General features: G+C 45.3%; 17 protein-coding genes and 1 tRNA gene. 8 read left to right on the top strand and 10 right to left on the bottom strand.

The features are described from left to right. Positions 1 to 12: 12 nt before the first annotated feature. The 5 genes from AAE250_RS04480 to AAE250_RS04460 form a co-directional block, all read right to left on the bottom strand. Positions 13 to 2,385 (bottom strand): ABC transporter permease, encoded by a 2,373-nt coding sequence (locus AAE250_RS04480; protein ID WP_294597180.1) that lies wholly within the window; start codon positions 2,383 to 2,385, stop codon positions 13 to 15. A 14-nt stretch (positions 2,386 to 2,399) separates the two neighbouring features. Beyond that, positions 2,400 to 4,769: an ABC transporter permease gene (locus tag AAE250_RS04475; RefSeq protein WP_294597177.1), complete on the bottom strand. Its 2,370-nt coding sequence runs from the start codon at positions 4,767 to 4,769 to the stop codon at positions 2,400 to 2,402. Positions 4,770 to 4,791: 22 nt separating this feature from the next. Next, the gene (locus AAE250_RS04470; RefSeq protein ID WP_294597174.1) at positions 4,792 to 7,176 is read right to left on the bottom strand and encodes an ABC transporter permease; all 2,385 of its coding nucleotides are present in this window, start codon (positions 7,174 to 7,176) and stop codon (positions 4,792 to 4,794) included. An 11-nt stretch (positions 7,177 to 7,187) separates the two neighbouring features. After that, positions 7,188 to 8,438: an efflux RND transporter periplasmic adaptor subunit gene (locus tag AAE250_RS04465; RefSeq protein WP_294597171.1), complete on the bottom strand. Its 1,251-nt coding sequence runs from the start codon at positions 8,436 to 8,438 to the stop codon at positions 7,188 to 7,190. 204 nt (positions 8,439 to 8,642) lie between these two features. Then, positions 8,643 to 10,121 carry a TolC family protein gene (locus AAE250_RS04460; RefSeq protein ID WP_294597168.1) on the bottom strand — a complete coding sequence of 493 codons (1,479 nt, stop codon included), beginning with the start codon at positions 10,119 to 10,121 and terminating at the stop codon, positions 8,643 to 8,645. Positions 10,122 to 10,305: 184 nt separating this feature from the next. On the opposite strand from AAE250_RS04460, the gene AAE250_RS04455 reads away from it, so the two are divergent. Both AAE250_RS04455 and AAE250_RS04450 read left to right on the top strand, forming a co-directional pair. Then, on the top strand, positions 10,306 to 11,679 hold the full coding sequence (locus AAE250_RS04455; RefSeq protein WP_294597165.1) for a sigma-54-dependent transcriptional regulator: 1,374 nt from the start codon (positions 10,306 to 10,308) through the stop codon (positions 11,677 to 11,679). Beyond that, positions 11,676 to 12,641: a sensor histidine kinase gene (locus tag AAE250_RS04450; protein WP_294597163.1), complete on the top strand. Its 966-nt coding sequence runs from the start codon at positions 11,676 to 11,678 to the stop codon at positions 12,639 to 12,641. The genes AAE250_RS04455 and AAE250_RS04450 overlap by 4 nt, the downstream gene beginning before the upstream one ends. A gap of 90 nt (positions 12,642 to 12,731) precedes the next feature. Here the strand turns inward: AAE250_RS04450 and AAE250_RS04445 are convergent, their stop codons facing one another. Then, a complete protein-coding gene (locus tag AAE250_RS04445) occupies positions 12,732 to 13,085 on the bottom strand; it encodes a lipocalin family protein (RefSeq protein WP_294597161.1) in 354 nt (117 codons plus the stop codon). A gap of 226 nt (positions 13,086 to 13,311) precedes the next feature. On the opposite strand from AAE250_RS04445, the gene AAE250_RS04440 reads away from it, so the two are divergent. Continuing rightward, positions 13,312 to 13,386: transfer RNA gene (locus AAE250_RS04440), tRNA-Pro, on the top strand. Between the two features lie 244 nt (positions 13,387 to 13,630). Here the strand turns inward: AAE250_RS04440 and AAE250_RS04435 are convergent. After that, on the bottom strand, positions 13,631 to 14,341 hold the full coding sequence (locus tag AAE250_RS04435; protein ID WP_294597158.1) for a tRNA1(Val) (adenine(37)-N6)-methyltransferase: 711 nt from the start codon (positions 14,339 to 14,341) through the stop codon (positions 13,631 to 13,633). A gap of 172 nt (positions 14,342 to 14,513) precedes the next feature. On the opposite strand from AAE250_RS04435, the gene lon reads away from it, so the two are divergent. The 3 genes from lon to AAE250_RS04420 are packed head-to-tail and all read left to right on the top strand — an operon-like array spanning position 14,514 to position 19,254. Further along, complete coding sequence (lon, locus tag AAE250_RS04430; RefSeq protein ID WP_294597155.1) at positions 14,514 to 16,994, top strand: endopeptidase La; 2,481 nt, start codon at positions 14,514 to 14,516, stop codon at positions 16,992 to 16,994. After that, a complete protein-coding gene (gene tgt, locus AAE250_RS04425; RefSeq protein ID WP_294597151.1) occupies positions 16,991 to 18,121 on the top strand; it encodes a tRNA guanosine(34) transglycosylase Tgt in 1,131 nt (376 codons plus the stop codon). Before lon ends, tgt begins: the two co-directional genes overlap by 4 nt. Next, entirely contained in the window at positions 18,118 to 19,254 is a 1,137-nt protein-coding gene (locus AAE250_RS04420) for an LptF/LptG family permease (protein ID WP_294597149.1), read from the top strand. Before tgt ends, AAE250_RS04420 begins: the two co-directional genes overlap by 4 nt. 197 nt (positions 19,255 to 19,451) lie before the next feature. Here AAE250_RS04420 and AAE250_RS04415 read toward each other — a convergent pair whose 3' ends face one another. Beyond that, a complete protein-coding gene (locus AAE250_RS04415) occupies positions 19,452 to 19,952 on the bottom strand; it encodes a thioredoxin family protein (protein ID WP_294597146.1) in 501 nt (166 codons plus the stop codon). Between the two features lie 345 nt (positions 19,953 to 20,297). On the opposite strand from AAE250_RS04415, the gene serB reads away from it, so the two are divergent. Then, positions 20,298 to 21,527 (top strand): phosphoserine phosphatase SerB, encoded by a 1,230-nt coding sequence (serB, locus tag AAE250_RS04410; RefSeq protein ID WP_294597144.1) that lies wholly within the window; start codon positions 20,298 to 20,300, stop codon positions 21,525 to 21,527. 128 nt (positions 21,528 to 21,655) lie between these two features. Next, positions 21,656 to 22,945 carry a DEAD/DEAH box helicase gene (locus tag AAE250_RS04405; protein ID WP_294597141.1) on the top strand — a complete coding sequence of 430 codons (1,290 nt, stop codon included), beginning with the start codon at positions 21,656 to 21,658 and terminating at the stop codon, positions 22,943 to 22,945. Positions 22,946 to 22,953: 8 nt separating this feature from the next. On the opposite strand, the gene AAE250_RS04400 is transcribed toward AAE250_RS04405, so the two are convergent. Both AAE250_RS04400 and AAE250_RS04395 read right to left on the bottom strand, forming a co-directional pair. Continuing rightward, positions 22,954 to 23,748 (bottom strand): DUF4738 domain-containing protein, encoded by a 795-nt coding sequence (locus tag AAE250_RS04400; protein WP_294597138.1) that lies wholly within the window; start codon positions 23,746 to 23,748, stop codon positions 22,954 to 22,956. A 30-nt stretch (positions 23,749 to 23,778) separates the two neighbouring features. Further along, positions 23,779 to 25,092, bottom strand: a complete 1,314-nt coding sequence (locus AAE250_RS04395) for a UDP-glucose dehydrogenase family protein (protein ID WP_294597135.1) — start codon at positions 25,090 to 25,092, stop codon at positions 23,779 to 23,781. Between the last annotated feature and the right edge of the window lie 4 nt (positions 25,093 to 25,096).

Here is a 25,096-nt window from a genome sequence, read left to right as displayed (position 1 = left end):
ACTTGTTTTGGGTTATTCGGTTTTCATTATTATTGCTGGATTGATTTGAGCCGCCTTCTTTACTTGAAAGTATAGAGTAAGACCGGATATCAGTGATACAATGATTGCTGCTATTGCAAACAGCCATCCACTGATATTCGCCTTATATGCATAATTTTCCAGATAAACTGTTATTCCCCAATAAGAGAGAGGAATCGCTACCGTAAACGACATGGTCAAAATGATAGCATATTTCTTTAGTAATAAAGGCAATATTTCTTTTATGGTAGCTCCGTTCACTTTCCGCAAAGCTATTTCCCGGTAACGTTGTTGGATATCAAACAGTGATAGTCCGAATAAACCGATGGAAGAAATTAAAATGGCCATTAGCGCAAAGAAAGAATATACGATGGCCGTTTGCCTGTCTGCTTTATAGAGGTTTTTGACTTCATCCTTAGCAAAGGTGTAATTGAAAGCCCCTTCGGCAGTTTCACGATGCAGTTTCTCTAAGAAAGCAATAGCTTCTGCTTGATGTCCCGGAGCAACCTTTGCTTGCAAAGGAACCTGTGGAAGATATGTATTTCCATACGTAAAGGCCATCGGAAGTATTGGTTTGGATAAATGTCCGCAATAGAAGTCTTCGACAACGCCGATAATCTGATACGCAGATAAATCCTTCCGCGGCCATAAAGGAGTTTGAGGCTCCAACTGAGCATCGGCTATGTTTTTGAATCCATATAGTTGCATCGCCTTTCTGTTGAGAATGAGTTTGGCATCTCCTTCATGATCAATGTCCGCATTCCATAACCGCCCTTCAATTAAAAGAAAGCCGTGGAATCTGATTTCTTTGTCAGTAATTGGAATACAGCATAATGACTGGAAGTTCGAAGCACCGGGGATGCGGAACTCCACCGACCTCTCTGTGAAATATTCATAGGGAGACAGGGAGAAATTCCACGCAGTGAATAAGGGCGATGCATCCATAGAAGTACGAATACGGTCTTCGGAAGATTGACGCAAATCTCTCTGTTTCAGATATTCTTCTTCGGTAGTAGGCTGCTTACGTTCGTAACGCTCAAAATTTACTTTGATGATAGAATCTGTATTATACCCCAGCTTAGTATGCGTCATTTCGTACAGTTGCTTTGCGAAAAATAGAGAAACAACTATCAAAATGAAAGTCACAATGTACTGAATACTTAAATATAAGTTCCTGATAATTATAGATTTTCCTCCCGTATGTATTTTCTGCAAAGAATGTATGGGGATACTATATCTGTATTTCAGGTACGGGTAGATGGAAGCGAGTAATGGCAATAGGCATAAGATAACTACTGTGATCCCAACATCAAATCTGATGCCTGATTGTTGGGTCAGTTCGAGATAATGATTGAGTGGTTTGGCTGATATCTCAACTAAGAACCAGGCTATGAACAGCGAAAAGAGTGTCAGGCTGAAATTTTCGGTATACAATTGAGTAAATAACTGTTTGGAGTTATTGCCAAAAATCTTCTTGAGCCCGAACTCTTTTCCACGTCTCAATAAAACAACGGTATAGAGGCTCATGAAATTAAAGATGCCTACGATTAGAATTAATGCAGCAACCAGTATCAGTAAATTCAAATGAGTTTGATTTCCTTTTCGTAGCATATCCTGCCAGGTGTCAATAGCCGGATGAAAATAGACTTCACGCATAGGTAGTAATTGATATCTGACTTCAATGGGGCTTTGGGGAGATTGTTGAAATGCAGCGTGGCGTTTGTTTATTGCTGTAAATGTAGCCCCCGGACGGATCATTGCAATGTTCATAGGAAAGTGGAAATCCCAATTTTCTTGCAAGGTTTCGGGTACAAGTATGTCGAAATGAAAAGAGCGTTTCCCTCCTTCTTTACTGATAACTCCGGTTATGATAAGCGGGTCTCCGGTAGAATACCGGATTGTTTTTCCTATGGGGTTGACAGTACCGAACAGCCTTTCACTTAATTCTTCCGTGATAAAAGTGGTTTGTGGATGAGAAGCCCATGATTCCGCTTTACCGTATTTCATCGGCAGGTCGGTTGCTCTTAGAAATAAGCTGTCCGCTACGATGGTTTCCACATCAATCTGCTCTTTTTCTGCAACGATATAATCTTTGTTTATCCACATAAAGGTAGACATAGCTTCTATATCTACATCCTCAAAATGACCTCCGATGACGGCTGCTCTGCCAACGTCATCCTTAGTTTCCTGCACTAATACTCCAATCCGGTCTTTAGCCGGACTGTAACAATCCACACCGATTTCTTGCTTCACATAACGGGAGATAACAATGACGCATGCCAGACTTAGTGCCAATCCGATGATATTGATTGCAGTGTACACCTTGAATCGGCATAATGTCCGTATGGATAATTGTATGAGCTTCATTATTAGTATTGTTTTTATTCGGTTTTCATTATTTCCGCCGGATTGACCTTTGCCGCTCTATACACCTGCCAGCAGAGTGTACCCAATGAAATAAGTACAACGACTACCAATCCGATGATAAATATACCGGCAGAAACAGGGGTTTTTACTATAAAGTCTTTCGTATATTCATGGATAATATAGTAAGCAAGCGGGATAGCCAATAAAAATGCGATACTCAGTACTGCGATATATTTACGGAAAAGCAGCGGATAAAGGTCTTTCAGCAGTGCACCGTTTACTTTACGGATAGCTATCTCACGGTAACGTTGGCGGATGTCGAATAGCGAAATGCCAAACAGTCCGAGGCAGGCAATGATAATAGCAATGCAGGCAAAGACAGAATAGATAGTTGCTATCTGGCGATCCTTTGCATAAATCTCTTTCACACTATCTTCCAAGAAACTGTATTCGAAGTCTTCGCTGCCATATATTTTCAGTTCCGCTTTCCGCAAGAAATCAACCACTTCTTTCTTTTTGCCGGGTACACAAGCTATCTGATATACATCCCCACTCATCTGGCTGCTCACAAAGAAGATGGTCGGCTTTTGGCCTTGCGATAAATGTCCGCCGTAATAATCGTCTACTACTGCTACAATGGGTTGGAGTGGATTTTTACGGTCTCTTATAATATATGAATTTTCTTCTGTTATACCGGCTCCCTGGCAGGAAGTGTAATTCAATGCTTTAAGTGCAGCGCGATTGGCAACAACGACTCCTAAGAAGCCGGCATCTTTTAAGTCGGGCAAGCTTCCTTCCACCATCTTGATGTTATAGATGTTGAAGAAATGAGGAGTTGCAAAACGAACGTTCAGGGTCGCTTTCTTACCCCGGTCATTCAGGAAGCTACTGCTATAATCGCCTTTCAGTATATCAGCATAGCTGGCTTCCCAATCTTCTATATAGGGGCAGGTAGCCAGTTCATTATCCAGTGCCTCGACGCGCTCCTGGCGTTGCCTTGCTCTTTCCTCGGAGTAATTAAGATCTTGGGATTCATAGACCAAATTGGTAATAATGATGTCCTTGGTGCGGAATCCGGGGTCGGTATTAAGTAAAAGCCTCAGTTGCTCATTGAAATAGAACGAAAGCACCACTAACAGAAAGGTTAGCAGATATTGTACTCCTAAAAACAAGAGACGTGAACGGACAGATTTATTCCCCGTATTGATGGAACGGATAGAAAGGATAGGAGAAGCGTAATTATACTTCACGAAGGGATAAATAGATGTAAGCAATGGCAACAGCAAGAAAACAGCCAGCGACACTTTCCAATCGAATGCTGTGTAGTTGAAATTATAATTGAGCAGATGTTCCACCGGAACGGTACTTACTTCTATAATTAGCCAAGCCACCAGCAATGCTGCCGATATCAGCAGTGTACTCTCGGTCCATATCTGAATAAACAATTCTTTCCCCCTTGCACCGAATACCTTCTTCACCCCATACTCCTTTCCCCTCCTGAGCATGGCAACCAGGTAGATATTAACAAAATTGAGAATGCCCGTAAGCAATATCAGCAGACAAAGTCCTGCCATAATTGCTAAATGGGAATATGTGCCGGTAAAGAACATTTGCTTATTTTCATTGGCAATAGAGTTCTCCCAATAGAATTGCTTCACCGGAACAAATGAAAAACGATACATACGGGTATCTCCCGTTTCCTGTGGCCTAACATAACGGGAGACACTGGCTGCCTTATTCAACCTTTCTATATCAGTACCTGGCATAAACGAGTATAATTCCATGCCCATGCGTTCCCAATTATCGGATAAAGCAGCGGACAGAACAATGTCGAATTGCATGAAAGTCTTGTTCTCCGGATCGCCCAATACGCCTTCTATGGTAACATCTTTGCCATTGGAGCAGCGGATTACCTTGCCTACCGGATTCTCCTTGCCAAACAGTTTACGGGCGAATGTTTCCATAATCAGAGCCGATTGCGGAGAGCGTAGTGCGATGTTACCTTGCACCAACGGATACCGGAATAGCTGAAAGAACACATTATCCGTCACAAGAATACGTGCCTGATAGCGATTTGACTCAATGGAGACGTAATCCTTCTCCAATGGAATGATGCGGCTGTACCGGCTGATATAGCGTTGGTCTATAACCGCAGTATCACTATTGTTTATAACAGCTCCCAAATAACTGTTACCATCTAATTCTAACTTCACACCATATACCTGTTCCCGGTCAATGCAATGCGTATCTACCGTCAGTTCCCGATGGATATATCGGAGCAGGATGATGCAGCAAGCCAGGCTGAATGCCAATCCCAGCAGGTTGATAATGGTATATGATTTGGAGCGTATCAGGAAACGCCAGGCATATTTCAGTGTTTTCATGGGTTATTTTTATTTAATACGATTATTCGCTTTTTATTATTTCAGCCGGATTGATATTGGCTGCCCTATATACTTGCCACAATAATGTACCGATTGAGATAAGGATAACGACTATCAATCCGCTGACAAATATCCCGACAGAAATGGGAGCTTTAACTACAAAATCTTTTGTGTATTCGTAAATTATATAACATGCAAGCGGGATAGCCAATAGAAATGCGATACTCAACACTATCATATATTTACGGAAAAGCAATGGATATAGATTTCGTAATTGTGCTCCGTTTACTTTGCGGATAGCAATCTCCCGGTAACGCTGGCGGATATCAAACAAAGAAATGCCAAACAATCCGAGACAGGAAATGACGATGGCAATGCCGGAGAAAATAGAATATACAGTTGCTACTTGTCTGTCTTCTTTATAAATCGCTTTTACATCATCTTCCAGTAGAGAATATTCAAAACTTTCGGTACCGTACAATTGAAGTTCTAATTTACGAAGATACTCAAGCAAATCGTTCAAACGTCCCGGAGTGTAGGCTATCTGAAAATGGTCACCGCCCCAGCTATTGCCTATGCGGAATATTGTAGGTTGTTGTCCGGCAGTAAGGTGCCCGCTGTAATAGTCTTCTATTACTGCAACGATAGGTGTCTTTTGGGCATTGGCATCTCCCCTTTGCTCACTATCTTCTATCACCACTGCCCCTTCAAGGCTGCTATAGTGCAGAGCTTTTAATGCAGCACGGTTTACTGCAATTATGCTTTCCCTTCTTTCGCTGTCCTTGAGCATCGGCAAAGCTCCTTCCAGGATATTCAGTCCATATACTTTGAAGAAGCCGGGAGTGGCATACCAGTGTTTCAAATCTACTTTTTCCCCTTTATCATTTTGGTAAGTGATATCGAATGTAGAAGAAAGAATTGTCTCATAACTAAGTTCCCATTGTTCGACGAAGGGACATTGAGACAAAGCATTTACCATTTCTTGCTTGCGTTGCTTTTGTGCGTTACGAGCGTTCGGATCTCTGTAGCTTTCGGCATCGCTTGATTCGTATGCCAGTTTGGCAATCAAGATATTCTCTGTACGAAAGCCCGGGTTGGTATGTAGAAGCAGTGATAATTGTTCATTGAAGTAGAGCGAAAGTGTAATCAATAAAAAGGTAAATACATATTGTACCGCCAGGAATACCATGCGAATGCGTACGGACTGGAAGCCGGTACTGATATTGCAGATGGAAACCATAGGCGGTGTGTAGCTATACTTCATAAAAGGATAAAGGGATGTAAACAATGGCAGGAATACAAGTATTGCCACCGATAATAATATATCAAATGTTGTATAAGAGAACGGGTAAGAAAGCAGCCGCTCAATGGGGGTTGACATAATTTCGATTATAAACCATGCCATTAGCAGCGCAAAGGATACTAACAGGAAATTTTCTATCCATATTTGCAGAAACAAGGTAGTCCTATTGGAACCGAATACTTTCTTGATTCCATATTCCCTACTGCGCATCAACATGAAAATCAAGTAGATGTTTATGAAGTTCATAATTCCCATGAGCAATAACAGCAAGCACAATCCTGAAAGAATAAGGATATGGGAATAGTTACCAAAGGAAAATATATTGGGGCATCCTGTGGCTTCAATAATCGCATTATCCCAATATATATCGGCCACGGGCATAAAGGAAAATGTATATTGGCGATTATCATACTCTTTATATTGAGGATTAATCCAACGAGGATGGTTGCCTATCTCGTCCATTAATTTTATATCGGTGCCCGGCGTGAATTTAATGAATTCCATCGGCATACGTTCCCAATATCTTGTTAAAGAAGAAGATAATACAACATCAAATTGCAGTGCTGTCTTGTTGTCGGGAGCAGCAACTATGCCCATTATGGTGACGTCTTTGCCATTGGTATAACGAAGGACCTTGCCTACCGGATTTTCTTTCCCAAAAAGTTTTCGTGCATAAGATTCGCTTAGCAAAGCCGATTCCGGTGCACTGAGCGACAAAGTGCCTTGCAGTGCCCGGTAAGGGAATAACTGAAAGAAGCAACTATCGGTAACCAGTACCCGGGCGGGATATCGTTTCTGATTATGAGAAATATAGTCCTTATCCAATGGAATGATTGACGTACGTTTGTCGATATAGCGATTGTCGATATACATGCTGTCTTTGTAGTTTGTAATGGTTGCCAATGCCCGATTGCCTTCCATGTTACGTATCACGCCATATACCTGCTCCCGGTCAATGCAATGCGTATCTACCGTCAGTTCCCGATGAATATATCGGAGCAGGATGATGCAGCAAGCCAGACTGAAGGCCAATCCCAGCAGGTTGATAATGGTATATGATTTGGAGCGTATCAGGAAACGCCAGGCATATTTCAGTGTTTTCATGTTTATATGTTTTATTTCAGTATCAATTCTTCCGCCTCCCCAAAGGTATCATATCCCGTTGTAATTACCCAATCTCCGGGCTGCAAACCGTCGGTGATCTCGTATTGTTGCGGGTTTTGGCGTCCGATGCTGAGAGGAACGCGTACGGCTTTGCTCTTCGAAGCGTTCAGTTTGTAAATCCATTGTCCTCCGGTGCTTTGATAGAAGTTGCCGCGTGGAATGACGAGTGCTTCTTCCGGCTGGCCAAGCTCTATCTGCACACGGAAACTTTTCCCCACCCGCACGTTGTCGGGCATATCATCCGTAAAGACGAGGTCTACATCGAAAGTGCGTTCTTTCACTTCGGGCACTACTTTGGTGATGCGCAGCGGGTATTTCCGTCCCTGGTAATTGATGGTAGCAGGCAGTCCCGTTGTGATGCGGTCGATGTAGTATTCGCTCAGGGCGGTATGTATCTTGTATTGGTCCAACACCTTGATTTCAGCAATGCTCTCGCCGGAGGCAACTTGCTGTCCCGGAGTTACTTTCACAAAACTGAGTTGTCCGGCGACGGGGGCTTTCACAATCAGATTGCTCATCCGTTCGCAAGCACGTTCGTACTTTTTCCGTTCTCGTTCGCGATCGTTCTTGATGAGGTCTTTGCGGATGACGGTGACGGCGGAATCGTGACGAAGACTTTCGCGTTGCAAGCGGGCATTCTTCACTTTATAGTTATACTCGTCTTCCGACACTTCCAGTTGGGCTTTGCTCTTGATGCCCATGCGGAATTCTTCCTGGTCGAGGTTGAAACTCTTGCGAAGGCGGTCCAGCTCGTAGTTGGTTTCCAGGGCTTGCTGTTGCAGGTTCAGGCTTTTCTGTTCCATCTCTATCTCTTTTTCCTGATAGGTGATGAGTTGCTTTTCCCAGTCGTCGCGCTGGTCTTCGATGCTGCGCAGGAGGTCGGGGTTTTCGAGAACGAGAATGGTGTCACCTTTCTCGAGCAGGCTTCCCTCCTCGCCTATGATGTGTTCTACACTTCCGGCTTCGCGGGCATTGATTTTTATAGTGAGGATAGGCTGGATAAGTCCTTCCACGTCTACATACTCCATGAACTTGCCGTTCTTCACTTCGGCTATCTGCAAGTTGTCCCGTTCGATGCGCAGCTTACTGGGGCCGAAAGAAAGAGTGATGACGTAGACGAGGAAGGCAAGGAAGGCGACGCCTCCTGCCAGATAATAACGGTAAAGGATGTACCAGGGCTTCTTTTCGAGTTTGATATCCATAATGTGTATTTTAATAATCTTGTTTATCTACTGACTTAGGGCGGCATTGTCCCTACTTCATCTATACTTAGTCCTAGGGAGAGCATACAATCATCATACATGATTCATACAATCATCCTACATGATTACTACAATCATCCCGGATGATTCCTACCTGAACCTATGACTCAATATGCCTCACCTATATACTGAATGCCTCTCATCTTAGGTAGAAGCTATAATCCTCTCCAGTTCTTCCGCCAGCGGTGCATCCTTCTCGAAGTCATAGAGCGTCAGGCTTCGCAAGGTGTAGTACAAACTCCAGTAATTGTAAAGAGCTGTTATATAGTTCCTTCGGGCGGTATCTTTTTCGGTAATGGAGGCATTGAGGTCGAGCACGGAAGACTTTCCAAGGAGATAAAGCTTGCGGGCCACTTCGGCACGGCGTTGGGCTGTCTCGTCGGTTCGGGCGGCAATATTCACCCGCTGGGCTTGCAGGTTGAACTGCTTGACGAGTTTGCGTACATTCAAGTCAAAGTCCGTCTTGTCCTGCTCCACCTGCGTATAAACCAAGTCGCGGTTGGAACGCGCCACCCGTACTTGTCCTTTGCCCCGTCCCCAATCCAGGATAGGGAGCGTTATGCCCAGGCTGACGTACTGTTGGTCCAACGGATTCTGATAGGCATCCTTCAACTTTTCGGCAGTTTGGGTCAGTCCGAAGCGCAGATAGATATCCGCTTTCAGCCCGGCATTGGCACGGGCTTTGGACACGGCGCTTTCGCTTTCGAGTTTACGGCGAAGCATGTTCTGAATTTCCGGACTGTTTTCATTGGCAAGCATCAAGGCAGTGTTGAGGTCGATGTGCAAGTCGGGAACGTGGTCGCTTGCATCGGCTTTGAGTTCAACATCCTCCTGGATACCGAGGTATGAACGGAGTTCCTGCATGCAGTTCTCCATTTCAATGTGGGCATTCATGCGGTTGGTTTCTTCCGTCAGTTTGTTGAGTTCGAGTTGCAGCATTTCGTTTTCGCTGATGGTGCCGATGTTGTAGCGGCCTTGCGCATATATATATAAGGTGTCGGCATTGGCGTAATTGGTGTTGGCTATTTCGTAGTCGCTCTGCGCCCGGGCAAGGTCGAAGAACTTCTCCGTGGCGCGGGCGGCAACGAGTTCGAGCGTTTCTACATACGTCTTCCGGGCTTCGCGGTAGCGGATGGGCTCAATGCGACGGTCCCACTTCAGGCTGTTGTAACCGAAGAGAGACTGGCTGTATCCGATGTTGATGGGCGACGTCTGCCAGGAGTAAGTATCGTTGCTGAAGAGGTCGAGGCGCTGGGCGGCAGTCTCAACGAACAGTGTACCGCCGGTCCAGGGGATGTTTTGCGTCAGGCTCAAGGTGAGGTCGGTGCTCAGTAGATTCTGTTCCACGAACTTGACGTTACCGTCGCCCAGTGTAACTTTGTTGATGGCACGGTCCAGATAAGGGTTCGAGGTCAGTTTGAGGGCGGGCAGGTAATTGGCGCGATAATACTTATAGTTCCAGTAGGCGGAACGAAAACTGTGCCGGGCATTCTGTGCATCAGGCGACTGTTGACGGGCGCGTTCAATGGTTTGTCCCAAGGTCAGCTCTATAGTGTGTTCTTGGGCAGCAGCGGTCGATAGGATGCCACATGCTATGAGTATCAGAAATATATTACGGTGCATAGTTATTCTTTTTTGCATAAAAGGATTCAAATACTATGCCATAATCGTAATTATCTGTATAATAGCATATTGTTCCATCTTTGAATCACAGAAGTGTGTGCCAATACGCACAAAAATAGTGCGATAATGCACGCACAACACACTGATATTATACTTATCTTTGTGGACATATAAAAGTTTAGATATGGAACAATTAGGTAAGATACTGATAGTGGATGATAACGAAGATGTCCTCTTCGCGCTGAACCTCCTCCTCGAACCGTATGTAGAGAAAGTAAAAGTAGCCGTGACCCCCGACCGCATAGAACATTTTATGACGACTTTTCAGCCGGATATCATCCTGCTGGATATGAACTTCAGCCGTGATGCCATCAGCGGACAAGAAGGTTTCAACAGTCTGAAACAGATATTGGCCATCGACCCGCAGGCTGTGGTTATTTTTATGACCGCCTATGCCGATACCGACAAGGCGGTACGTGCCATCAAGGCGGGTGCTACGGACTTTATTCCCAAACCATGGGAGAAGGAAAAACTGCTGGCTACGCTTTCTTCCGGTATGAAACTCCGGCGTTCGCGATGTGAAATCAATCTGCTGAAAGAGCAAGTGGAAGTACTGAGCAGCGGCGTCAGTGGAAGTTCCGAGGAGACCATTATCGGAGAATCGGGAGCTATGCAGGAAGTCTTTTCTACGGTAGACAAACTGCGCGATGCCGATGCCAATATCCTGATATTGGGTGAGAATGGTACGGGAAAAGATGTAATAGCTCGCCTGCTTTACCGCAATTCTCCCCGCTACGGCAAGCCGTTTGTTACCATCGATCTCGGAAGTATTCCGGAGCAACTGTTCGAAAGTGAGTTGTTCGGCTATGAAAAAGGTGCGTTCACCGATGCCCGCAAACCGAAAGCCGGGCGCATGGAGGTGGCTACCGGCGGCACGCTCTTCCTGGATGAGATAGGTAACCTCTCCCTGCCCATGCAGGCCAAGTTGCTGACTGCCATTGAGAAACGGCAAATCAGTCGTTTGGGAAGTACGCAAGCCCTGTCCATCGATGTACGTCTGATTTGTGCGACAAATGCAGATATCCGTCATTTGGTGGAAGATGGTGCATTCCGTCAGGACCTGCTCTACCGCATCAATACAATAGAATTGCATATTCCGCCTTTGCGCGAGCGCGGAAATGACATCCTCCTCCTGGCGGAACATTTCTTGCAACGCTATGCCCGCAAATATCAGAAAGAGATGCGCGGACTGACCCGCGAGGCGAAAAACAAACTGCTGAAATATGCCTGGCCGGGAAATGTACGCGAACTGCAACATACCATGGAACGGGCTGTGATTTTGGGAGACGGTTCTCTGCTGCGTCCCGAGAACTTTGTATTCCAGGCTTCGGCATCCCGACCCAAAAAGGAGGAAGAGGTGCTTAATCTGGAACAGCTGGAAAGGCAGGCTGTGGAGCGTGCCATGCGTTTGAGCGAGGGAAATGTGACCCGTGCTGCCGAATATCTGGGTATCACCCGTTTTGCTTTGTATCGGAAACTTGAAAAATTAGGCTTATGAAACGGTATTCGTTCATCGTAGTGTTGCACATCATCGGTATCGCCTTACTATCGGTTGGCATCTACTTGCTGATAGATGCGCAGCTGTGGTTCAGTGCACTGATGACTTTCTTGATATTGGCGGCCATTGCCATCCATTTGTATCGCATGCAGATGGTGCAGGTGCGCATGATGCGGCATCTGGCCGAAAGTTTGCGCTATGACGACATGATGCTTTCGTTCCGTTCGCCCTATCGCAACCGTTCCATGGAGGATATGGTGGACGAACTTTCCGAAGCAATGAAGAATTTCCGTACCCGCGTGCTGGAGCGTAATGAGATGGAGGCGTGGCAAAAACTGATACGTGTGTTGACGCATGAAATCATGAACTCGATTACTCCCATTATCTCCCTCTCCGAAACGCTGAGCGAACGCGAAATGACGGAGAAGAATTATCCCGTCATGCGGCAAGGCATGCAGACCATTCATCGGCGTAGCAAAGGCTTGTTGGAGTTTGTGGAGAATTACCGGAAACTGACGCGTCTCCCCGCTCCCGTCCGTCGGCCGGTGTCTGTAAGCGAATTGTTGCAGGACTTGCAGAAATTGTTTTCTGAGGAGTATATCCATATTGAGATGCCGGAAACCGACCGTACGCTCCAGATAGACCGGACACAGATTGAACAGGTTTTAATCAATCTGATAAAGAATGCCAAGGAGGCATGTGGAAAGAAAGAACGGCCGCTGATAGAAGTAAAGATGCTTCCGGCCCTTTCTTGGCAGTGCCTGATTACGGTTCGTGATAATGGCGAAGGGATTTTACCGGAAGTGCAGGATAAGATTTTTGTTCCGTTCTTTACGACCAAGTCGTCCGGGTCGGGCATCGGGCTGAGTCTGTGCAAGCAGATCATGAACCGGCATGGAGGGAATATTACGGTGCAGTCTGTTGTAGGAGAAGGTAGTTGCTTTACGTTGCAGTTCGGATGAAACGGATGGAGTGGATTTTTTATAGTGCTGTTTTTTAAATCCGTTCCATCCGCTTAGTCTATGCTGAAGAAGCTTGCTTCTTATACACTGTTATTTTTGCCTTACGTAGCGCAGTGTATATCCGTAATTGGAATTTAATACCAATGAATCGGCAGTCAGCTTTTCTATTTTCAGGGTGTCTATTCCTTCTATTTCGATGCCGTTTCCGATGCTTTTTACGGTAAGGTAGAGGTTGTCACCTTGTTGATCCCAATATTTGTAGACCAATGTAGCCATGTTGATGGAAGATGCTTCTCCGTCTTCTTCCAATTTGATTCCTTGCACTCCCGATTGGCCTTCAATGGGCATTACCCATGAGCCTACAATAGAGTCTGTGCTCTTCTTGCTATTACATGCAGCCAATGCCATAACTATGACAGCTGCTCCAAAAATAAGTTTCTTCATATCATTTTTTATTTGAATGTATATTGTACTTTTCCTTCATTTATCGCACGTTCTTTTTACAAAAGTAGAAATAAAAGATATGGAAGCAAAATGAATCTCTTTTTTTCATTTACTAATTATTGTTTCTCAGTCTTTTATAAAATTGTTATACACAAAAGTTTCAAAATACTTGGTCTATATCAAAAATGTTTTTACCTTTGCACTCGCTTTTGAGAAGTAAAGCATTCGGGGTGTAGCGCAGTCCGGTTAGCGCACCTGCTTTGGGAGCAGGGGGTCGTGGGTTCGAATCCCGCTACCCCGACGAAGGTCTTGATCTTTGAAATGAAAGAGCCGATGTTATTTACATCGGCTCTTTTTATTTGCTTCCTTCTCTACTCTATTTATACCTTGTGAATGCTTGTTCGCACTGCGCGAATACATATTCAAGCATTGCGAATATCCGTTCGCAAGCTTTGAACAGAGAACATACCCTACAACAAAGAAGTTTTCTCTTTATCTTCAGTACTTTTTCTCTTAGTACCTGAAAGTTTTTAAATCAATCCTCCCTACCCTTTCAAATAGAAATCCCGCGTCAGTGCTCTGTATTCAGGAGTAAATTCATTGTGCTTCTCCATTTCTATGCAGAGGCTGTCTTCCACACATCCTTCATTCTGAAAGCTAAAAGTTAATAATACACGGCGGCATGGTTTGCCGGGTTTTGTGAAGACACGCGTGCGATGCAACGGATATAGCTTATGATTCCAAGCTGCATCTATCACTGCACTTTCAGCTTCGGCCGGAATAATGATACTTACGCGCCCTTGCTCTCCAAGCAGGTGCGCTGAGCGACGGAATAGCAAATCATAATTCAAACCTCCTGTATGCCTTGCCATGCGACGCTGTTCGTCCGGGCACTTCAAAGCATCTATAAAGTAGGGAGGATTGGAAACTATAAGATCAAACTTCTCTTCTGATTGATAATTTCGGAAATCAATACATACAACCTCTACTCTGTCCGGCCATGGAGAACGCTGCACATTCTCTGTCGCTTGTTCTGCGGCAGCAGCAGCTATTTCGAGTGCAGTGATCGTTGCCTGCTGGTTCCGTTGCGCTAATTGCAAGGCTATTAGTCCGGTACCAGTACCAACATCGAGTATGCGTTTGGTACTATCTACGGGCGCCCATGCCCCTAAAAGCACTCCATCTGTGCCAACCTTCATGGCACATTTATCGTGATAGATAGTAAATTGTTTGAACTTAAACGATGGATTTGACATATTTATCTTCTTTAACCGGGCCCAAAAATAATCAAAGAAGGTCGAATAGACGTAAATTTGGCACTGTTTTTGTGTTTTTAAAGGGTAAAGAACTTCTATTTATGAAGAAATAGCTTAACTTTGCAGGCGCTTTATTGGCCTGCCAATATGACATAAACTAAAAAGCAAAGAAATGAAGAAAAGAGATTACCTGAGTGATATCGAAGATAGGGGGGGAAATGCTTTCTCTGTAATAGCTGATTTTGAGGGGAATGAAGAACAACTGATGGATATTGAAGTAGATGAGATTCTGCCCATATTACCTCTTCGAAACATGGTTTTATTTCCGGGTGTGTTTATGCCGGTGTCTATTGGAAGAAAGTCTTCCCTTAAATTGGTGCGCGAAGCTGAAAAGAAAAATTCTTATATAGCTGTAGTGTGTCAGAAGCTTGCTGAGACAGAAGCACCTCTGTTTGAAGATTTGCATACCATTGGTACGGTTGCCAAGATAGTCCGCGTGCTCGAAATGCCGGACCAGACAACTACGGTCATTCTGCAGGGTTCCAAACGCGTGGAACTGAAAGAAGTAACCAATATGGTTCCTTATTTGAAAGGACGTGTGGTTACGTTGAATGAAGAACTTCCAGAAAAGAAGGACAAGGAGTTTCATGCACTGGTCGAAGCATGCAAGGATTTGACAGTACGCTATATAAAGTCTTCCGATATGTTTCCGCAAGACTCGGCATTTGCTATCAAGAATATCAGCAACCCGATGTTCCTGGTTGACTTTATCTGTACCAACCTTCCGTTAAAGAAGGATGAAAAGATAGAGTTGCTGCGCATCGATTCCTTGCGCGCACGTACCTATCGTTTGCTGGAAATTCTGAACCGTGAAGTACAGCTTGCCGAAATAAAGGAATCTATCCAAATGCGTGCGCGTGAAGATATAGACCAGCAACAACGCGAATATTTCTTGCAGCAGCAGATCAAGACCATTCAAGACGAATTGGGTGGCGGCGGTCAAGAGCAAGAAATAGAAGAAATGCGCCAGAAGGCGGAGACCATCAAGTGGAATGCGGAAGTGAAAGCTGTTTTCCTGAAAGAAGTGGATAAACTGGAGCGCACTCATCCGCAATCTCCCGATTACAGCGTACAGTTGAACTATCTGCAAACGATGCTCAGTTTGCCGTGGGGAGTATATACCGCGGATAATCTGAATCTGACCAATGCAGAAAAGACACTGAATAAAGACCACTATGGCTTGGAAAAAGTCAAGGAACGTATTTTGGAGCATCTTGCCGTACTGAAACTGAAAGGAGACATGAAGTCGCCTATTATCTGTCTGTATGGCCCTCCGGGAGTAGGAAAAACATCTTTGGGACGTTCTATTGCTGCTGCCTTGAAACGGAAATATATTCGCATGTCTTTGGGTGGCGTTCATGATGAAGCAGAAGTCCGCGGACATCGTAAGACCTATATTGGTGCAATGCCGGGACGAATCATCAAGAGCTTGATTAAAGCCGGTTCTTCCAATCCTGTGTTTATTCTCGATGAAATAGATAAAGTGGGTGCCGACCGTCAGGGAGACCCCTCCTCTGCCCTGCTCGAAGTGCTTGATCCGGAGCAGAACACGACGTTCCATGACAACTTCCTGGATGTGGATTTTGACTTGTCCAAGGTGATGTTTATCGCTACGGCCAATAATCTGAATACAATCCCCGGACCATTGCTGGACCGCATGGAGCTGATAGAAGTCAGCGGATATATCACGGAAGAGAAAATCGAAATAGCCCGTCGCCACTTGGTTCCGAAGGAGTTGGAAGCCAATGGTATGAGGAAGAATGATATCAAGATTCCGAAGAATACATTGGAAGCCATTATTGAGAACTATACCCGCGAGAGTGGCGTACGCGAACTGGAAAAGAAAATCGGAAAGATTCTTCGTAAGTCGGCCCGCCAATATGCTACGGACGGTTATTTTGCCAAGACAGAGATCAAACCGGGAGATTTGTATGAATTCCTCGGAGCTCCCGAATATACGCGCGACAAATACCAGGGCAATGAATATGCCGGCGTGGTAACAGGCTTGGCATGGACAGCTGTAGGCGGAGAAATCCTTTTTGTGGAAACCAGCTTGAGCCGCGGAAAAGGTGGACGCCTGACGTTGACCGGAAATTTGGGTGACGTGATGAAGGAGTCGGCTATGCTGGCACTGGAATATATCAAGTCTCATGCTTCCCTGCTGAATCTGGATGAAGAGATTTTCGATAACTGGAATATTCATGTCCATGTGCCCGAAGGCGCTATTCCGAAAGACGGACCGTCGGCCGGTATTACGATGGCCACTTCTCTTGCCTCTGCCCTTACACAGCGGAAGGTGAAGGCGAATCTGGCTATGACGGGCGAAATCACGCTTCGCGGTAAAGTACTCCCCGTAGGTGGTATCAAAGAGAAGATCCTGGCTGCCAAGCGTGCGGGTATCAAAGAGATTATCCTGAGCGACGAGAACCGTAAGAATATAGAAGAGATACAAGAAATATATCTGAAAGGACTGACTTTCCATTATGTGAAAGACGTTAAAGAAGTATTTGCCATTGCGCTGACTGATGAGAAAGTAGCCGATGCCATTGACTTGTCCGTAAAAAAAGAAAAGACAGAAACGAAAGCAGAATGACATTTGAGTTACAACATACAGACAGCAAGACAAATGCACGTGCCGGGTTGATTACGACTGACCACGGACAGATAGAGACCCCTATCTTTATGCCGGTAGGTACGGTTGGAACCGTAAAAGGCGTACATCTGCCCGAGCTGAAAGAGGATATAAAGGCACAGATTATATTAGGTAATACCTATCACCTTTATTTACGTCCGGGACTGGAAGTAATAGAAAAAGCCGGTGGACTGCACAAGTTCAACGGCTTTGACCGTCCTATGCTGACGGATAGCGGCGGCTTCCAAGTATTCTCATTATCCGGCATCCGCAAGTTGCGCGAAGAAGGCGCTGAATTCCGTTCGCACATTGACGGTAGCAAGCATATCTTTACACCGGAAAAAGTGATGGATATTGAGCGCACCATCGGTGCGGATATTATGATGGCTTTTGATGAATGTCCTCCGGGAGATTCGGATTATGAATATGCCAAGAAATCAATGGGACTGACACACCGCTGGCTGGACCGCTGCATCAAGCGCTTCAATGAAACAGAACCGAAGTACGGCTATCGGCAAGCACTGTTCCCTATCGTGCAAGGTTGTGTTTATAGAGATTTGCGTACGCAGTCTGCCGAGTTTGTCGCTTCCAAGGAAGCCGAAGGCAATGCTATCGGCGGATTGGCGGTAGGCGAACCTGTAGACAAGATGTATGAGATGATTGAATTAGTGAATGAGATACTTCCCAAAGACAAACCTCGCTATCTGATGGGTGTGGGAACTCCGGTAAACATCCTGGAAGGCATTGAACGCGGTGTCGATATGTTCGACTGCGTGATGCCCACCCGTAACGGACGTAATGGGATGCTCTTCACCAAAGACGGTATCATCAATATGCGCAACAAGAAATGGGAAATGGATTTCTCTCCTATTGAGGCCGACGGTGCTTCTTATGTAGATGTGATGTACAGCAAAGCTTATCTGCGGCACTTGTTTCATGCGCAAGAACTGCTTGCCATGCAGATAGCTTCTATTCATAATTTGGCATTTTATTTATGGTTGGTGGGCGAAGCCCGCAAACATATCATTGCCGGTGACTTCTCTACGTGGAAACCGATGATGGTGAAACGTGTATCAACGAGACTATGAGAAAATTCAACTGGAAGATATGGAAGGATATCAAGCTGCCGAGCGGTAAATTCCTCAAGCGGCTGGATTGGTACATCATTAAGAAGTTCCTGGGTACGTATGTCTTTGCTATTGTGCTGATTATCTCCATTGCGGTAGTGTTCGACTTCAACGAGAAGATGGACCGTTTCATGTCGCACGAAGCGCCGTGGAATGCCATTGTTTTTGATTATTACCTGAACTTCATCCCCTACTTTGCCAATCTGTTCAGTCCGTTGTTTGTCTTCATTGCCGTAATCTTCTTCACTTCCAAACTGGCGGAGAACTCGGAAATCATTGCTATGTTCTCCACAGGTATGAGTTTCAAGCGAATGTTGCGTCCTTATATGGTGTCGGCAGCAATTATTGCCGTGGTAACATTTTGTTTGGGTTCTTACGTTATTCCTCAAGGCAGTGTGACGCGTATCAATTTCGAGGATAAGTACTACAAACCCCGTAAGCAGAATACGGCACGGAACATTCAGTTGGAAGTCGACTCGGGTGTGATTGCATACATCGAGCGATTTGAGGACTATAGCAAAACCGGTTATCGTTTTTCTTTGGATAAGTTCAACGACAAGCAACTGGTTTCTCATCTTACTGCACGTTCCATTACTTATGATACGACTTCTATACATAAGTGGATTGTAAAAGACTACATGATCCGCCAAATGGACGGCATGAAAGAAAGCATCACAAAAGGAGACCGCATTGACACTACCCTTTTTATGGAACCTGCCGACTTCCTGATCATGAAGAATCAACAGGAAATGCTGACCAGTCCCCAGTTAAGTGAGTACATTGACCGGCAGCGGCAGCGTGGTTTTGCCAATATCAAGGAGTTTGAGATAGAATACCATAAGCGTATTGCCATGTCGTTTGCCTCATTCATCCTGACGCTGATCGGCGTGTCCCTGTCGTCCAAGAAGACAAAAGGAGGAATGGGACTTCATTTGGGTATAGGCTTGGGCTTGAGTTTCTCTTATATTCTATTCCAGACCATTGCCTCTACTTTTGCAGTAAATGGTAATGTTCCTCCGGTGATTGCTGTATGGATACCGAATGTCCTTTATACATTCATTGCATTTTATCTGTATCAGAAGGCGCCGAAATAATAAATAAAGAATTAATAAATAGACAGAAAATAAGAAGCCCCTCCCGCTCTTGTGTTACCACAAGTGCGGGAGGGGCTTTTTGTTGTATTCATTTTCCTCTTTTGTTCTGTTCTCTTTGAGAGTCGGCAAAGCATTGCCGGCTTTTAAGGGAACCCCTGCTTTCTTCTTACAGGTTCTTTAAGCTGTTGTAGAGCAACTTAATTCAAGTAAGCAGAAAGGTCTGCAGCAGAGATGTTTTTGGCAATAATCACACCATTATCATCCAGTAAATAGTTTGTAAATCCACGGCCTAAGCGATACTTTTTGAACAGGCCGGAAGATTCGCCTTTAGTTTCCACGAAACAAGTGGGCGTAACTATTTGGTCCTTACGAATGGTTTCTTCGAAGATAGACTGATATTCATCGAACGAAACAGAAACCATTTCCACATTATTACGGGCGGTAGAGCGAAGCGCATTGCTTAAACTTGCGTTCTGCATCCGGGATTGCGCATCATAACTTGCCCAAAAGCTAAGCAATACATATTTACCTTTCATGTCGGAAAGGTCGGTTCTGAATTGCTCGGCCGACATAGATTGGATCTTAAAATCCGGGGCTATGTCACCCACACTCAAACCTCCGGTTGGTTTGTCTTTTTCTACAAAAGAAGTCAAGGAACTTATTAGTAATACAACAAAAATCCATTTAGCATATCTCATGCACTACGGTTTTGGTTAATACTATCCGGGACTGTCCTTCAACAGTGATTTCTTCCCGGAACATTGTCTTTTCGGACTCTGCAATGAATAGGAATTCATTGATATTCAAAGCCTTTAATTCTGAAATCGGTTGCAAAGGTAAGTAATTCTCGAATTAAGTTCCAAATAAACAAGCAATTTTCTCACTTTTTTGATATTGATTTTTATGTTATTTAGCATATTTGACGATATTTTCCCCTACTTTTGTTCACTGTAAAAGAACTCTATCTCAGTAAAAATGGGGATAAATTTCTTTTGCATTCGTTTTTACATTATTTTTGTAGCCTCTTATTAAATAGATGACTTATGCAACCATTGAACACTGAACTTATCCTTATTCGTATCACGGGCGAAGACCGTCCGGGCCTGACGGCTTCTGTCACCGAGATTCTGGCCAAGTATGATGCGACTATTCTCGATATCGGCCAGGCAGACATTCACAACACCCTTTCATTGGGTATTCTGTGCAAGACGGAAGAGCAACATTCGGGTTTTATCATGAAAGAGTTGCTTTTCAAGGCTTCGTCTTTGGGAGTGACTGTCCGCTTTTACCCTATCTCTACAAAAGAATATGAAGACTGGGTGAACATGCAGGGCAAGAACCGATACATTCTGACTTTGTTGGGGCGTAAACTGTCGGCCCGCCAGATATCGGCAGTCACCCGTATCCTTGCAGAACAAAGTATGAATATCGATGCCATCAAGCGCCTTACGGGACGTATCCCACTGAATGAGTGTGAGTCCCGTACGCGGGCATGTATCGAGTTCTCCGTTCGTGGAACGCCGAAAGACCGCATTGCCATGCAGGAACAACTGATGCAGTTGGCCACTGACCTGGAAATGGATTTCTCCTTCCAGCTGGACAATATGTATCGCCGGATGCGCCGTTTGATTTGTTTCGATATGGACTCCACATTGATTGAAACGGAAGTAATTGATGAACTGGCAATGCGTGCAGGCGTAGGCGATCAGGTAAAAGCCATTACAGAGCGTGCCATGCGTGGCGAGATAGATTTCATAGAAAGCTTCCGCGAACGGGTAGCATTGCTGAAAGGTCTGGACGAATCTGTGATGCAGGAAATCGCAGAAAAGTTGCCGATAACGGAGGGTGTGGACCGCTTGATGTACGTTTTGAAGAAATACGGTTACAAGATAGCCATCCTCTCGGGAGGTTTTACTTACTTCGGGCAATATCTCCAAAAGAAGTACGGAATAGATTATGTATACGCCAATGAGCTGGAGATAGAGGATGGAAAACTGACCGGCCGCTATCTGGGTGACGTGGTAGACGGTAAACGTAAAGCCGAACTCCTGCGGCTGATAGCTCAGGTTGAGAAGGTGGACATTGCCCAGACCATTGCCGTGGGTGATGGTGCCAATGACCTGCCGATGCTTGGAGTTGCCGGGTTGGGAATAGCCTTCCATGCCAAGCCCAAAGTGGTGGCAAATGCCAAGCAATCCATTAATACCATCGGTCTGGACGGAGTGCTTTATTTCCTCGGTTTCAAAGACTCGTATATCGATATTCCCCGATAAGAAGGGGCTTTTGCAATACTTCTGTAAGTTCTTGGGGTAATTAATTATCCTAAGAACTTATTTTTTAGTGGTAAGGGCTTATTTTAGAAGTCTTTTTCCTATCTTTGCCGACAAATCAAAAGAGACACATGAAGTTTTCCGAACTAAAATTAAATGGCAAGGTGCTCGAAGCATTGGATGCCATGCGCTTTGAAGAGTGCACTCCCATACAAGAAAAATCAATACCCGTCATACTCGAAGGTCGAGATTTAATAGCGGTAGCTCAAACCGGAACGGGAAAAACAGCTGCTTACTTATTGCCTATACTGAACCAGTTGTCCGAAGGCGGACATCCGGCAGATGCCATCAACTGCATTGTGATGGCTCCCACCCGCGAGCTGGCGCAGCAGATAGACCAGCAGATGGAGGGATTCTCTTATTTCATGCCGGTTTCCAGTGTAGCTGTCTACGGTGGTAATGACGGAGTTCTGTTCGAGCAGCAGAAGAGAGGACTGACTTTGGGAGCCGATGTCGTAATCGCTACTCCTGGACGCTTGATTGCTCACCTCAGCCTCGGTTATGTGGACCTTTCGCGTGTCTCCTATTTTATTCTGGATGAAGCAGACCGTATGCTGGATATGGGATTTTATGACGACATCATGCAGATTGTGAAATACCTCCCTAAAGAGCGCCAGACAATTATGTTCTCTGCCACAATGCCGGCCAAAATCCAGCAGTTGGCAAACAATATTCTGAATAACCCTGCTGAAGTAAAGCTGGCGGTTTCCAAACCTGCCGAGAAGATAGTACAGGCTGCCTATGTATGCTACGAAAATCAGAAGTTGGGCATTATCCGTAGCCTTTTTGCCGAAGAGACGCCGGAGCGCGTCATCATCTTCGCCTCTTCCAAACTCAAAGTAAAGGAAGTGACGAAATCATTGAAGCAAATGAAGCTGAATGTAGGAGAAATGCATTCTGACCTGGAACAATCGCAGCGTGAGGAAGTAATGCACGAATTCAAGGCCGGCCGCATCAACATCCTGGTAGCAACGGATATTGTGGCACGCGGTATTGATATCGACGACATCCGCCTGGTGCTTAACTACGATGTACCCCATGACAGCGAAGACTATGTGCACCGCATCGGACGTACGGCGCGTGCCAATAACGACGGTGTTGCCATAACCTTCATCTCCGAAAAGGAACAAGGTAACTTTAAGAACATCGAGAAGTTTCTGGATAAAGACATTTATAAGATACCGGTTCCCGAAGAACTGGGAGAAGCTCCGGAGTATAAACCGCGTTCGGGAGGCGATGGAGGCAGACGAGGCAGCTACGGTAACGGCGGGCGCAAACAAGGAAACAGCAGAAACAACCGGAATAGCGGAAATAGTGGTAGATCCAAACCCAGGCGTCCACAAAACAATGAAAAGAGATAGAAAGCGGATTATTCCGCTTTTTTTATGTTCAGTTTATTGTCGAAGCCGATAGTCATATCAATCAGATTGTATACAGAACTTTCGGGAATACGGAGTGTTGCCTGGTAGTGATATCCCTTGCTGTCCACTCCTGCAAAGTTCATATCGGCAAGGATGGTTTGACTCAGAAACTCTTCCGGGAAGATATCTGCAAACATCTTCTTGGTGATGTCCTGCCCGTAAAGCATTTGTCTTCCTTCGTACACACAGATGTGTATTACGTTGTCGTAGTACACATTGTCCAGGCTGATTCCTTCGGAATAGGACGTCTTGATAACTTTCATTTTAGAAGGATTGATATACACATATCCTCTGTATCTTGTACCTTTGTACATCACAATGCTGTCCTTCTTTATCACCTCCGGCGTGGTCGGTATTACCTCTACTTCGCGATTGGTGAAAACCAGGCTGTCCTCTGCATTCTCCGATTTATGCAACTTCACAATCTCGTCCGCCAGGGAGTGGAACCAAAAGCTGTATTCCGTCTGGCGGTCTATCTTGTAGGCTACGGTTTCGTTGCCATACACATAAATCGTGTCGTGAACTATTTTAAAAGAAACAGGGGCATTCTGCGGATCGGCATAATAAATACTGTCTCCTTCAATATGCATCAATGGCATATCGGTTTCGTCGTCCAGCCAAACACCTTGCAACAACTGCTTGGCGGTGAGATCTTCTTTCTCAGAAACCTCTTTACTCTGATTGCTGCCGCACGATGCCAACGAAACAGCAAGTACAATGAGAACTGTACCCCATTTTATCATAGCGCCCTGACTTTCTCTTTGTTCTATACTTTATTTCCCGATGCAATAGTACGTAAAACCTTGCTCTTCCATGTCTTTCTTCTCGTAAATATTACGACCGTCCAGAACCAGCGGCTGCTCCATGGTCTTCTTGATGACAGCCCATGATGGCAAACGGAATTCTTTCCACTCCGTCACCAGCATCAACGCATCTGCATCCAGCGCAGCGTCGTACATATCTGTTGCATAATAAATGCAGTCTCCGATGCGGCGGCGGCATTCGTTCATGGCAGCCGGGTCGTAAGCACGGAGCTTGCAGCCTGCTTCCTTCAGCTTCTCTATCAGTACCAGGGCAGGAGCTTCGCGCATATCATCCGTCTCCGGTTTGAAGGCCAATCCCCACAGGGCGATGGTCTTTCCTTTCAGGTCATTATTGAAATGCTTCTGCAGTTTCTCGAACAAAATGCTTTTCTGATTCTCGTTAACCTCTTCTACGGCTTGGAGTACACGCATTTTGTAGCCATTTTGCTCTGCAGTCTTTATCAGCGCCTTTACGTCCTTGGGGAAACAGGAACCGCCGTAACCGATGCCCGGATAGAGGAACTTGCGCCCGATGCGAGTATCGGAACCAATACCGCTACGCACCATGTTTACGTCCGCTCCTACCAGCTCGCACAAGTTGGCTATGTCGTTCATAAAGCTGATGCGGGTAGCAAGCATAGAGTTTGCTGCATATTTGGTCATTTCAGCAGAAGGAATATCCATAAAGATAACACGGAAATTGTTCAGCAAGAATGGCTTATAGAGCTTACTCATTATTTTTTCGGCACGTGCCGACTCCACTCCCACTACTACGCGGTCGGGGCTCATAAAGTCGTTGACGGCATTACCTTCTTTCAAAAACTCCGGGTTAGAAGCTACGTCAAAGACGAGGTCGCTTCCTCTCTTATCAAGCTCTTCCTGAATGGCGGCACGTACTTTCTTGGCCGTGCCCACAGGCACTGTGCTCTTGGTAACCACCAGGACATACTTCTGCATGTGGCGTCCGATGGTACGCGCCACTGCCAGTACATAGCTCAAATCGGCACTGCCATCTTCGTCGGGAGGCGTACCTACGGCGCTGAACACTACGTCCACTTCGTTCAGGCAACTTTCCAGGGAAGTTGTGAATTGCAGGCGTCCTGCCTTTGCGTTGCGGATTACCATCTCTTCCAGTCCATTCTCATAAATGGGAATGATACCTTTTTTCAGTGACTCTATCTTTTCACTGTTCGTATCTACGCATATCACGTTGACACCGATTTCTGCAAAGCAGGTGCCGGTTACTAAACCGACGTATCCTGTACCGACAATAGCTATCTTCATGGGG

It is taken from the genome of Bacteroides sp. GD17, from assembly GCF_038448625.1.
Classification (GTDB): domain Bacteria; phylum Bacteroidota; class Bacteroidia; order Bacteroidales; family Bacteroidaceae; genus Bacteroides.
This window is presented reverse-complemented; position numbering and strand designations above follow the sequence as displayed.